Below are 12,469 nucleotides of genomic sequence, written 5' to 3'. Positions count from 1 at the left end.
CGCCCCCCCTCCGCATTCAACACCCACACCCCGCTTTAGGCCGTCTACCCCCCCAGCGGGTGAAACAACACCCCCCGGCCCGTCCCGATGGGGGGGCGTGGGAAGTCGGCGGGGCCGACTTCCCACGCAGCGCCCGGCATCGCGGCAGCCCCCGGGGGACGTCAGCCGTCCAGCTCCGCGAGGAAGTCCAGCGACGCCGCCCAGGCCCGCTCGGCCGCCTCCTCGTCGTAGTCCGGCAGCTCCGGGTCGGTGAACAGGTGCCCGGCGCCCCGGTAGCGGTGCACCTCCACCTCGGCCCCGGCCCGCCGCATCCGCAGGTACCAGGCGTTCAGCCAGTCCTCCGGCTCGAACGGGTCCGGCTCCGCGATGTGCAGCTGCACCGGGATCTCGGTGGCCGCGTCCTCCCGCAGGTCCGAGGTGCCGTGCAGGAGCAGCAGCCCGCGGGCCTTCTCGTCGGCCAGTGCCAGGTTCTGCGCCACCGCGCCGCCGAGCGAGAAGCCGGCGTACACCAGCCCGCCCTCGGACACCGGCGCGGCCGCGGTCACCGCCCGCCGCAGCAGCTCGTCACGGCCGCCGAGTTCCTCCTGGAACTCCTGCGCCTCCTCGACGGACTCGAAGGTCCGCCCGTCGAACAGGTCCGGCGTGTGCACGGTGTGCCCGGCGGCGCGCAGCCGCTCGGCGGCGGCGCGCACGGCGGGGCGCAGCCCGTAGGCGGAGTGGAAGAGGACGATCTGGGCCACGGTTCGGGTCCTTCACCAGCGAGGTCAGCTACCCACCCATGATCCCGCATGCCCCGCCGGTGCCCCACCGCACGCCTACGACACCACGTCCTTGCGCGCGAACCCCCGGAACGCCAGCGCCAGCAGCACCGCCGCGTACGAGAGCGACAGCGAGACGCCCTGCACCATGCCGCCCCATTCCAGCTGCGGCTGCAGGGCGTCCGCCCAGGAGTACTGCCAGTGCGCCGGCAGCCACTCCCGCAGGTCGCCCAGCGCGGTGACGGCGTCCAGCACCCCGGTGATGATCGAGGCGAACACCGCGCCGCCGACGGCGCCCAGGGGCGCGTCCGTCGCGGTGGAGAGCCAGAAGGCGAGCGCCGCGATCACGGTCTCGCTCAGGAGGACGAAGGCCACCGCGATGGCGATCCGGGGCAGCGCCTGCCCGGCCGGCAGGCTGACCCCGGCGGGCAGTTCGAGGTCCCCCCAGCCGTACGCGGCCGTGCCGACGACCAGCCCGATCGCGGGCAGCATCACCACCGCCACCGCCGAGAACGCCAGGCCGACGGCGAACTTGCGGGCCAGCAGCCGGGCCCGGGGCACCGGCGCGGCCAGCAGGTAGCGCAGCGAGGACCAGCTGGCCTCGGAGGCGACGGTGTCCCCGCAGAACAGCGCGACGGGGATGACCAGCATGAAGCCGGTGCCGACGAACAGCATGGTGACCGCGAAGTTGGCCCCCGAGGCGGTGGCCAGCTCGATGAAACTGGTCCGGCCCGGACGGCCCGGGGTGCCGCCGATCTGGAACGCGGCCAGGAGGACGAACGGCATGGCGGCCAGCACCCCGCCGATCACCATCGTGCGGCGCCGGCGCAGCTGCCGCATGGCCTCCACCCGCAGCGGAAGCGTCCGGCCCGCCCGGTACCCCTCGGCGTGGTCCCTCGACTCGGCGCGGTTCCTCGACTCGGCGTGGTCCCTCGACTCGGCGTGGTCCCGCGACTCGGCGCGGTTCCTCGACTCGGCGCGGTCCTCGGCACGGTCCATCGACTCGGCACGGTCCTTCGGCTCGGTGTGGCCCTTCGGGGCGACGCTCACGCTCCACCTCCGATCAACGACAGGAACGCGTCCTCCAGGCGGCGCTGCGGCCCGGCGCTCTCCACCGGTACCTCCAGCCGCACCAGTTCGGCCAGCAGCGCGCTGGCCGCCAGTCCGTCCAGGCGCACCAGCAGGCCGCCGTCGACGGCCTCCACCGAGCCGACCCCGGGGAGCGCGGCGACCTTCTCGACCACCGGCACCGGGTCGTACGGGCCGGCGATGCCGATCATCAGCAGCTCGCCGGCGCCCACGATGTCCCCGACCGGGCCGGCCGTGACCAGCTGCCCGCGGTCCATCACCACCAGGTCCGTACAGCTCTGCTCGACCTCGGACAGCAGGTGGCTCGACACGATCACGGTCCGCCCGCCGGCCGCGTAGCGGATCATCACCTCGCGCATCTCACGGATCTGCGGCGGGTCCAGCCCGTTGGTCGGCTCGTCCAGGATCAGCAGGTCCGGCATCCCGAGCATCGCCTGCGCGATCGCCAGCCGCTGCCGCATGCCCTGCGAGTACGTCCGCACCGCGCGGTCCAGCGCCTCGCCGAGCCCGGCGATGGCCAGCGCCTCGTCGAAGCGGGCGTCGGCCTCCGGCCGTCCGGTCGCCTGCCAGTACAGCCGCAGGTTGGCCCGCCCGGTGAGGTGCGGCAGGAAGCCCGCGCCCTCCACGAACGCCCCGACCCGCGAGAGCACGGGCGCGCCGGGCCGCACCAGGTGACCGAAGATCCGGATCTCCCCGGCGTCCGGCCGGATGAGTCCCATCAGCATCCGCAGCGTGGTGGTCTTGCCGGCACCGTTCGGCCCGAGCAGGCCGAGCACCTGTCCCTGCTCCACCCGGAAGCCCAGCTCCCGTACGGCGTAGCGGTCCTGGGCGCCCTTGTAGCGCTTGCTCAGCCCGCTGATCCGCAGCGGCACCGCGGCCAGCTCCGGGTCGAAGGCGGGCCCGGCGGCCCGGCGGCGGCGCAGCCGCGGCGCCAGCACCAGGGCCGCGGCCACCAGGGCGGCGATCACCGGCAGCAGCCAGGTGCGCGAGGGCAGCGGAGCCGCCTCGGTGACCAGCTCGGCGACGGTCGGCGCGGTGAGCGCCCCGGCCGGTGCCACCCGGTAGGTGGCCGGCTCGACCGGCGAGGCGTAGGCGAGGTCGGTGGCGGCCAGCACCAGGCGCACCCGGTGCCCGGCGGGGAAGGTGTGGTCCACGGTCGGCAGCGCGACCGTGACGGTCTGCCCGGCGTCCGCGCCGGTGACCCGCAGCGGGGCGGCGAGCTGCTGCGGCAGCACCGCCTTGCCGTCCGGCCCGACGTCGTACAGCTTCGCGAACAGGACCGCGTCCGGCCGGTCCGCCGTCACCCGCACCGGCACGGTCGGCTGCCCGGTCAGGTGCAGCGGCGAGTCCATCGGCGCCGAGTCGAAGGCGGCGTTCTGCCCGGGGAAGTCCAGTGAGAGCCCGGCGCCCAGCGAGGCCGCCTGGCTGAGCGCGCCGACGCCCGGCAGGGTCGAGATCCCGGGCGGCGCGCCGCCGGGAGGGTTGGCGAGGGTCTGCTCGCCGCCCGTCAGCTCGACGGTGCGCGAGCCGGTTCCGCCCAGCCCCGGGTACCGGTCGGCGGTGGCTCCGCGCAGCACGGCCTGGAAGCCGGTCGAGTCGACCCCGCCGGTGCGGGTGACCCGGAAGGCGGCGCCGGTGTCGTTGCCGTCCCGCTTCAGGTAGTGGTCGAACCAGGCCGTCACCCGGTCGTCGACCCGCGCGCTGGTGTCCGTCCCGCCGTCGTGGCCGCCGGCGAACCAGTCCACCGCGACCGGCGCGCCGTTGGCGGCCACCGCCTTGGCGATGCGGTCGCCCTGGTCCAGCGGGAACAGCGAGTCCTGCTGGCCCTGCACCACCAGCGTGGGTGCCTTGAGCTGCGCCGCCACCGAGGACGGGCTGGAGCGCTCCAGCAGCGCGACGGCCTCCGGATCGGCGTGCCCGGCGGTGGCGACCCGGTCGTACATCCGGCAGAGCGAGTCCAGGAACCGCCCGCAGCCGACCGGCCCGTCCGCCGTCGGCTTCGGCCCGCCGCCCTCCCGCGGCGCCCCACCGGAGGGCCCGAGGTCCCCGGCCGAGCCGGTGGTGAAGAAGATCCCGGCCCACAGCTTCTTGAACACGCCGTCCGCCGCGCCCGAGCCCTGGACGCCCTGGGGGAACAGCGCGTCGGCCAGGTTCCACCAGGTGATCTGGGTGGCCACGGCGTCGATCCGGGGGTCGTAGGCGGAGGCCAGCAGCGAGACCGCGCCGCCGTACGAGGCGCCGGTGATGCCGACCTTCGGGTCGCCGGCGGCGTCCAGCTGCACCTCGGGCCGCTGGGCCAGCCAGTCCACCAGGTGCTTGACGTCCTCGACCTCGCGGTCCGGCGCGTTCAGCCCGATCCTGCCGCCCGAGTGGCCGAAGCCGCGCGCCGACCAGGTCAGTACCGCGTACCCCTGCCGGGCCAGCTGCTCAGCGCGCTCGCGCTCGCCCTCCTTGGAACCGCCGAAGCCGTGCGCCAGGAGCACCGCCGGGCGCGGACCGCCGCCGGTGGTGAAGAAGGAGGTGTCCAGCTGGACCTGCTGGGTGCTGCCGGGCGTCTCCGGCATGCTGAGGAAACGGTCCTCCTGGTGGACCGCCCGCTCACCGCCGGACGCCACCGTCGCGGTGCCGGCCGCGGCCACCGCCACCAGGGCCACCGCCCCGGCCAGCAGCCCGCGTCCGACCGTTGTTCCCCGGGCGCGCCAGCGACGCCATGCCCCACCGAACTCCATGGGCGCTGATCGTATCCGCCGTCCGGGTAGGTGTCCGATAAAGCCGCCACACCATTTAGCCCGGTTCGCCCCACCGTGCCCGAGTATCGTACGGCGCATGCCCTGGCCGCTGATCTCGCTGCTCGCCACCGTCGCCGCCACCCTGGCGATCGGCTGGATCGTCGACCAGGCCCTCCAGCGGATCGCCGCCCGCAACCCCTCGGCCCCGGTCTGGCCGCTGCTGCGCCGCTGCCGGATCCCGCTCCAGCTCTCCGTCGTGTCGGCCCTGCTGCTCGCGGCCAGACCGCTCCAGCGGATCTTCCACCTGAAGGGCGACGCCGGCGCCCAGCACCTGCTCCTGCTGTTCCTGCTCGCCTCGCTGGGCTGGCTCACCGTCCGCGTGGTGGCCGCCCTCCTGGAGGCGCTGCTCAGCCGCTACGAGACCCGCGTCGACGACCCGGCCCGGGTCCAGCGGGTGCGCACCCAGATCGGCATGCTCCGCCGGGTGGCCGGCGCGCTGATCGTCGTGGTCACGGTGGCCGTGATGCTGCTGACCTTCTCCGCCATGCGCACCGTCGGCGCCAGCCTGCTCGCCTCGGCGGGCGTCATCGGCATCGTGGCCGGCATCGCCGCCCAGAGCACCCTGGGCAACTTCTTCGCCGGCCTCCAGATCGCCTTCAGCGACACCGTCCGGATCGGCGACACCGTGGTGGTGGACGGCCAGCAGGGAACCGTCGAGGAGATCACCCTCACCTACCTGGTGGTCCGGCTCTGGGACTACCGCCGGCTGGTCGTCCCGGTCTCGTACTTCGTCAACAAGCCCTTCGAGAACTGGACCCGCCGAGACCCCGGCCTGCTCGCCGCCGTGCTGCTCCACCTCGACCACACCACCCCGATGGAAGAGCTGCGCGCCGTCCTGCGCGCCCGCCTGGACCGGCACCCGCTGTGGGACGGCGACGAGTGGGCCCTGCACGTCACCGACACCACGCCCAGCACCATCGTCGTCCGCGCCACCATGACGGCCCGCACCCCGGACGACGCCGCCCGGCTCCGCTTCGACATCCGCGAACAGCTCATCGCCCACCTGCGCGACGAGCACCCCCACGCCCTCCCCCGCCTGCGCACCACCGAAGGCTGAGCCGCGCCCGCGCCGGAAGCAGGAGTTCCCCGCACCCCGACCGGGGCACGGGGAACCGCGCGAAGCGAAGGGCGACCAGCGGGAACCCGCCCCCGGAGGTGCGGCGCCGTCCGCCCGGAACGCCTACAGCTACAGCATCCGCGTCATCGTCCGGTGCGGAATGCCCGCGGAGTCGTACACGGGCCCCTCGGCCACGTACCCCAGCCGCTCGTAGAACCCGAGCGCCCGCACCTGCGCGTGCAGCTCGACCTCCACGGCGCCGCGCTCGGCCCCCGCGGCCTCGACCGCCCGTACGAGCACCGCCCCGAGGCCCGTCCCCCGGGCCGCCGCGACGACCGCGAGCCGCCCGAGCAGCACGCGCCCCTCGACACCGCCGGTGAGCTCGCGCGCCTGCTCCCCGAAGATCAGCCGCGCCGTCCCGAGCGCGGCCCCGTCGGCCCCGAGGGCCAGCAGGTGCACCGAGGTCGCGTCGTACTCGTCGTACTCCAGCTCCTCCGGCACGTTCTGCTCGACGACGAAGACCTCGCGCCGGACGGCCCGCACGAGCTCCAGGTCCGCCTCCCCCTCGACGATCCGGACGGTGGCAGCTGCCACCTCAGCTCTCCGCCGCGATGATGTCCAGCGACTTCCTGAGGTCCTCCGGGTACTCGCTGGAGAACTCGACCCACTGCCCGTCCGCCGGGTGCTCGAAGCCGAGCGACACCGCGTGCAGCCACTGCCGGGTCAGGCCCAGCCGCTTGGCCAGCGTCGGGTCGGCGCCGTACGTCAGGTCGCCCACGCAGGGGTGCCGCAGCGCGGACATGTGGACGCGGATCTGGTGGGTGCGCCCGGTCTCCAGCTTGATCGCCAGCAGCGACGCGGCCCGGTACGCCTCGATCAGGTCGTAGTGGGTGACGGACGGCTTGCCGTCCCGGGTGACGGCCCACTTCCAGTCCGAGCTGGGGTGCCGGCCGATCGGCGCGTCCACCGTCCCGCTCATCGGGTCCGGGTGGCCCTGCACCAGGGTGTGGTAGCGCTTCTCGGTGATCCGGTCGTGGAACTGCCGCTTGAGGTCGGTGTAGGCGCGCTCGGACTTGGCGACCACCATCAGCCCGGAGGTGCCGACGTCCAGCCGGTGCACGATGCCCTGGCGCTCGGCGGCGCCCGAGGTGGAGATCCGGTACCCGGCCGCGGCCAGCCCGCCGATCACGGTGGGGCCGGTCCAGCCCGGGCTGGGGTGCGCGGCGACGCCGACCGGCTTGTCGACCAGCACGATGTCCTCGTCGTCGTGGACGATGCGCATGCCCTCGACCGCCTCGGCGACGATCCGCACGGGCGCGGCCGGGGCCGGGATCTCGACCTCCAGCCAGGAGCCGGCGGTCACCCGGTCCGACTTGCCGGCCGCGGCGCCGTCGAGCGTCACCTTGCCGTCGGCGGCCAGTTCGGCGGCCTTGGTCCGGGAGAAGCCGAACATCCGGGCCAGGGCGGCGTCGAGGCGCTCGCCCTCCAGGCCGTCGGGAACGGGGAGGCTGCGGATCTGCGCTGCGGTACTCACCCGTACGAGTATGCCGGAAACGCGGCCCTCCCCCGCCCGCCGGTGGCCGGGGCTACTTCTCGGCCTGCTCCGTCTTCTCCGCCTTGTCGGCCTGCTGGTGGAGCGTCCCGTCCGGGTTGCTGCCCCGGAAGGAGAGCAGCACCACCAGGATTCCGCCGCAGACGATCGCCGAGTCCGCGAGGTTGAAGACCGCGAAGTGCTGGACGGAGATGAAGTCCACCACATGCCCGCGGAAGACGCCGGGCGCGCGGAACAGCCGGTCGGTGAGGTTGCCGAGCGCCCCGCCGAGCAGCAGCCCGAGCGCGATCGCCCAGGGCAGGCTGTACAGGCGGCGCGCGATCCGCCAGATCACCACGATGACGGCGGAGGCGATCATCGTGAAGACGACGGTCAGCGCCTGCCCCATCCCGAAGGCCGCGCCCGAGTTGCGGATGACCTGGAAGGTGACCACGTCCCCGATCACCTTGATCGCCGCGTGGTTCTCCAGCCGGGCGACCACCAGCAGCTTGCTGCCCAGGTCGATCAGGAAGGCGAGCACCGCCACGACCAGCAGTACCCCGACCCGGCGCCGGCCCTTGGGCTTCTCGGTCCCCGCGTCGTCCACGGACGCACCGGTCGGCTCCGCCACGGGCACCTCCACGGCATCGGCGGGGGACGGGACGGCGTCGTCCCGGGTCTGGGGGGAACCTTGCGTGCTGATGATCCGCTCCGCTGCCGATGGAGCTCCCCCGGTCCGCAGGAGGGGGAGGGTGGTGGGCCGGTGACAGCCTGCCCGCGTTCACGAACGCGTCAGGCGACGTTACTCGGGCGACATTACGGGGTCGAGCGTACGGCAAGCCCGACCCCGCGCGTCGCTCCGGTCGCCCGGTTCAGCGGCGTTCCTGCTTGGCCTTGCACTGCACGCAGAGCGTCGCCCTGGGGAAGGCCTGCATCCGGGCCTTGCCGATGGCCTGCCCGCAGGACTCGCAGGTGCCGAAGCCGACGCCCTCCAGCCGATCCAGCGCGCGCTCGGTCTGGGCCAGGCTGTCCCGCGCGTTGTTGGCCAGCGCCAGCTCGCTCTCCCGCGAGATGTTCTTCGTACCGGCGTCCACCTGGTCGTCGCCGGCTCCGTCGTTGGAGTCGCGCATCAGGCCGGAGATGGCCGCCTCGGCGGCGCCGATCTCGGTCCGGAGCCGGTCCAGGTCGCTGATCAGCTCGTCGTGCAGCTCGTGGACCTCCTCGGCGGTCCACGGGTCCTCGCCGGGCCGGACCGGCAGCGTGGCCGGATCCACCGACTCGGCGCCTCTCGGCGCGGTGACGGTGTCGGTGCTGCTCTTCGGTGCGGTAGTGGTCACGGGCCCCTCCCCTGGGTCGACCGCCACGGCCTTGCGTGCCCGCTTGGTGGCGGTGCCCGCGCCGGTTCCCTTCTCAGCCATGGCTTTCGACCCCATCTACGAACGAATCGAGCCGCCGGTTCCCGGCGGCTTCCAGTGCCGGAACGATAATCCCGATCAAAACCGGTCACAACATGACATACCGACGCCTCATAACGTTCCCACCCAGGCAGCCGTCCCAACCGTCACGCCCCGTGCGCTCAGAGATTTGTGCCCAGATCGACTCCGGCTAACCTCCCTCGGCGAACGCCCCCGGAACGCTCCCGGAGCGCCCCCGGAGTGCTCCGGACCGCCCACCGGGAAACGGTTTGGACAAACCGCCGCACCCGGCCGATACACTGGCGGGGCAAGGCGCAGATGGGACGAGTACCGACGTACGCAGCCACCAGCGACCCGGGGACGGTGCGAGCCCGGGGGTGTGCACGACGGGAAGATCACCCCGGAGCCGCCGGAAGAACGGCCGCCGCGATGCCGCGGTGGCCCACTAGACCCGGCAGCAAGCCCAAACAAGAGGGCCGCGAACGCAGCACCGCGGCCAAGGAGGGTGGTACCGCGGGACGGCCGGGCCGTCTCGTCCCTCCGGAGGATCCAGTCCCGCATCCACCGGAGGTAGACGCCGCGATGGCCAGCTCCTACAACCCCGTCCCCGCGCAGGTGGATCTGCCTGCCCTGGAGCACCAGATCCTGTCCTTCTGGCAGGACAACAAGATCTTCCAGCGCAGCCTGGAGCAGTCCGAGGGCCGCCCCGAGTGGGTGTTCTACGAGGGCCCGCCCACCGCCAACGGCATGCCCGGCGCCCACCACATCGAGGCCCGCGTCTTCAAGGACGTCTTCCCGCGCTTCCGGACCATGAAGGGCTACCACGTCGCCCGCAAGGCCGGCTGGGACTGCCACGGCCTGCCGGTCGAGCTCGCCGTCGAGAAGGAGCTGGGCTTCTCCGGCAAGCAGGACATCGAGGCGTACGGCATCGCCGAGTTCAACGCCAAGTGCCGCGACTCGGTGACCCGCCACACCGACGCCTTCGCCGAGCTGACCACCCGCATGGGCTACTGGGTCGACCTCGACGAGGCCTACCGCACGATGGACCCGTCGTACGTCCAGTCCGTCTGGTGGTCGCTCCAGCAGATCTTCGACAAGGGCCTGCTGGTCCAGGACCACCGGGTCGCCCCCTGGTGCCCGCGCTGCGGCACCGGCCTGTCGGACCACGAGCTGGCCCAGGGCTACGAGACCGTGGTCGACCCCTCGGTCTTCGTCCGCTTCCCGCTCACCAGCGGCCCGCTGGCCGGCCGGGCCGCCCTGCTGGTGTGGACCACCACCCCGTGGACCCTGGTCTCCAACACCGCCGCCGCCGTCCACCCGGAGGTCACCTACGTGGTGGCCACCGACGGCGAGGAGCAGCTGGTCGTCGCCGAGCCGCTGGTCGCCAAGGCGCTCGGCGAGGGCTGGGAGACCACCGGCGAGTCCTTCACCGGCGCCGAGATGGAGCGCTGGGCCTACCGCCGCCCCTTCGACCTGGTCGAGATCGAGAACGCCCACTACGTCCTCAACGCCGACTACGTCACCACCGAGGACGGCACCGGCATCGTCCACCAGTCCCCCGCCTTCGGCGCGGACGACCTCGCGACCTGCCGCAAGTACGGCCTGCCGGTGGTCAACCCGGTGCTCGGCGACGGCACCTTCGCCCCCGAGGTCCCGCTGGTCGGCGGCCAGTTCTTCAAGAAGGCCGACGAGGCCCTGGTCGCGGACCTCAAGGAGCGCGGCCTGCTCTTCCGTCACCTGCCGTACGAGCACAGCTACCCGCACTGCTGGCGCTGCCACACCGCGCTGCTCTACTACGCGCAGCCGTCCTGGTACATCCGGACCACCGCCGTCAAGGACGCGATGATCCGCGAGAACGAGGCCACCAACTGGTTCCCGGACACGGTCAAGCACGGCCGCTTCGGCGACTGGCTGAACAACAACATCGACTGGGCGCTCAGCCGCAACCGCTACTGGGGCACCCCGCTGCCGATCTGGCGCTGCGAGGAGGGCCACCTCACCTGCGTCGGCTCGCTGGCCGAGCTGTCCGAGCTCACCGGCACCGACCAGAGCGGCCTCGACCCGCACCGTCCGTACATCGACGCGGTGACCTTCGCCTGCCGCGACTGCGGCGGCACCGCCACCCGCGTGCCCGAGGTCATCGACGCCTGGTACGACTCGGGCTCGATGCCCTTCGCCCAGTACGGCTACCCGTACCAGAACAAGGAGCTGTTCGAGAAGCGCTACCCGGCGCAGTTCATCTCCGAGGCGATCGACCAGACCCGCGGCTGGTTCTACACGCTGATGGCGATCGGCACCCTGGTGTTCGACAGGAACAGCTACGAGAACGTCGTCTGCCTGGGCCACATCCTGGCCGAGGACGGCCGCAAGATGTCCAAGCACCTGGGCAACATCCTCCAGCCGATCCCGCTGATGGACCAGCACGGCGCCGACGCCGTCCGCTGGTTCATGGCGGCCGGCGGCTCGCCCTGGTCGGCCCGCCGGGTCGGCCACGGCACCATCCAGGAGGTGGTCCGCAAGACCCTCCTCACCTACTGGAACACCGTCGCCTTCCAGGCCCTGTACGCCCGCACCTCGAACTGGGCGCCCTCGGCGACCGACCCGGCCCCGGCCGACCGCCCGCAGCTGGACCGCTGGGTGCTCTCCGAGCTGAACACCCTGGTCCGCGAGGTCGACGCGGCCTACGAGGCGTACGACACCCAGCGCGCCGGCAAGCTGCTGTCGGGCTTCGTCGACGACCTGTCCAACTGGTACGTCCGCCGCGGCCGCCGCCGCTTCTGGCAGGGCGACGCCGCCGCGCTCGCCACGCTGCACGAGGCGCTGGAGACGGTCACCCGCCTGATGGCCCCGCTCACCCCGTTCATCACCGAGCGGGTCTGGCAGGACCTGGTCGTCCCGGTCGCCCCGGAGGCCCCGGCCTCGGTGCACCTGGCCACCTGGCCGGAGGCCGACGAGTCGCTGATCGACACCGAGCTCTCCCGGCACATGGCGCTGGTCCGCCGCCTGGTCGAGCTGGGCCGGGCCACCCGCGCCGAGTCCGGCGTGAAGACCCGTCAGCCGCTCTCGCGCGCGCTGGTCGCCGCCCAGGGCTGGGAGGAGCTGCCGGCCGACCTGCGCGCGCAGATCGCCGAGGAGCTCAACGTCTCCACCCTGGAGTCGCTGGCGGAGGTCGGCGGTTCGCTGGTCGACACCAGCGCCAAGGCCAACTTCCGCGCGCTGGGCAAGCGTTTCGGCAAGGGCGTCCAGGACGTCGCCAAGGCGGTCGCCGCCACCGACGCCGCCCGCCTGGCCGCCGAACTGCGCGCCTCGGGCACCACCTCCGTCGAACTGAACGGTGAACCGATCACCCTCTCCCCCGACGAGGTGATCATCACCGAGACCCCGCGCGAGGGCTGGGCCGTCGCCAACGAGTCCGGCGCCACCGTCGCCCTCGACCTGGCCATCACCCCGGAGCTCAAGCGGCTCGGCATCGCCCGCGACGCCATCCGCCAGATCCAGGAGGCCCGCAAGAACTCCGGCCTGGACGTCGCCGACCGCATCGTCCTGCGCTGGCGCGCCACCTCGGAGGAGACCGCCGAAGCCATCGCCGAACACGGCCCCCTCGTCGCCGAGGAGGTCCTCGCCACCGACTTCGCCGCCGGCGCGGCCGACTGGGACTCCGAGACCTTCGCCGACGACTCCCTCGGCCTCGCCTTCCAGCTCCGCAAGGCCTGACCCGCACCACCCCCGAACCGCCCCCCCCCGCCCCCCCCCGGCGCGGGGAGGGCATTGGGGGCCCGCGGGGGCGCGCCCCCCCCCCCCCCCCGGCGGGCGCCCCCCGCCCGGCGCGC

9 protein-coding genes are annotated in these 12,469 nt (G+C 73.2%); 2 read left to right on the top strand and 7 right to left on the bottom strand.

What is annotated here, in order from left to right:
- Positions 1-161: 161 nt before the first annotated feature.
- The 3 genes from ACFWJ4_RS28520 to ACFWJ4_RS28510 all read right to left on the bottom strand — a co-directional run bounded on the left by ACFWJ4_RS28520 (position 162) and on the right by ACFWJ4_RS28510 (position 4,576).
- On the bottom strand, positions 162-740 hold the full coding sequence (locus tag ACFWJ4_RS28520; protein ID WP_380548667.1) for a dienelactone hydrolase family protein: 579 nt from the start codon (positions 738-740) through the stop codon (positions 162-164).
- Positions 741-815: 75 nt separating this feature from the next.
- Positions 816-1,808 (bottom strand): ABC transporter permease, encoded by a 993-nt coding sequence (locus tag ACFWJ4_RS28515; protein ID WP_380548664.1) that lies wholly within the window; start codon positions 1,806-1,808, stop codon positions 816-818.
- Positions 1,805-4,576, bottom strand: a complete 2,772-nt coding sequence (locus ACFWJ4_RS28510) for an alpha/beta fold hydrolase (protein ID WP_380548661.1) — start codon at positions 4,574-4,576, stop codon at positions 1,805-1,807. The genes ACFWJ4_RS28515 and ACFWJ4_RS28510 overlap by 4 nt, the downstream gene beginning before the upstream one ends.
- Positions 4,577-4,673: 97 nt before the next feature.
- Here ACFWJ4_RS28510 and ACFWJ4_RS28505 point away from each other — a divergent pair, with 97 nt between their 5' ends.
- A complete protein-coding gene (locus tag ACFWJ4_RS28505) occupies positions 4,674-5,693 on the top strand; it encodes a mechanosensitive ion channel family protein (protein ID WP_380548658.1) in 1,020 nt (339 codons plus the stop codon).
- Between the two features lie 129 nt (positions 5,694-5,822).
- Here the strand turns inward: ACFWJ4_RS28505 and ACFWJ4_RS28500 are convergent, their stop codons facing one another.
- From ACFWJ4_RS28500 to ACFWJ4_RS28485, 4 genes are all read right to left on the bottom strand, one after another.
- Positions 5,823-6,287, bottom strand: coding sequence for a GNAT family N-acetyltransferase (locus ACFWJ4_RS28500; protein ID WP_380548655.1), 465 nt, complete (start codon positions 6,285-6,287; stop codon positions 5,823-5,825).
- A 1-nt stretch (position 6,288) separates the two neighbouring features.
- Positions 6,289-7,227, bottom strand: a complete 939-nt coding sequence (locus tag ACFWJ4_RS28495; protein ID WP_359908359.1) for an RluA family pseudouridine synthase — start codon at positions 7,225-7,227, stop codon at positions 6,289-6,291.
- Between the two features lie 52 nt (positions 7,228-7,279).
- Positions 7,280-7,930: a signal peptidase II gene (lspA, locus tag ACFWJ4_RS28490; protein ID WP_380355635.1), complete on the bottom strand. Its 651-nt coding sequence runs from the start codon at positions 7,928-7,930 to the stop codon at positions 7,280-7,282.
- 166 nt (positions 7,931-8,096) lie between these two features.
- Entirely contained in the window at positions 8,097-8,561 is a 465-nt protein-coding gene (locus ACFWJ4_RS28485; RefSeq protein WP_359908365.1) for a TraR/DksA family transcriptional regulator, read from the bottom strand.
- A gap of 660 nt (positions 8,562-9,221) precedes the next feature.
- Between ACFWJ4_RS28485 and ileS the strand changes: the two genes are divergently transcribed.
- A complete protein-coding gene (gene ileS, locus ACFWJ4_RS28480) occupies positions 9,222-12,353 on the top strand; it encodes an isoleucine--tRNA ligase (RefSeq protein WP_380548651.1) in 3,132 nt (1,043 codons plus the stop codon).
- Positions 12,354-12,469: the final 116 nt, after the last annotated feature.

The organism is Kitasatospora sp. NPDC127067 (assembly GCF_042724755.1).
GTDB lineage: Bacteria > Actinomycetota > Actinomycetes > Streptomycetales > Streptomycetaceae > Kitasatospora > Kitasatospora lactacystinica.
This window is presented reverse-complemented; position numbering and strand designations above follow the sequence as displayed.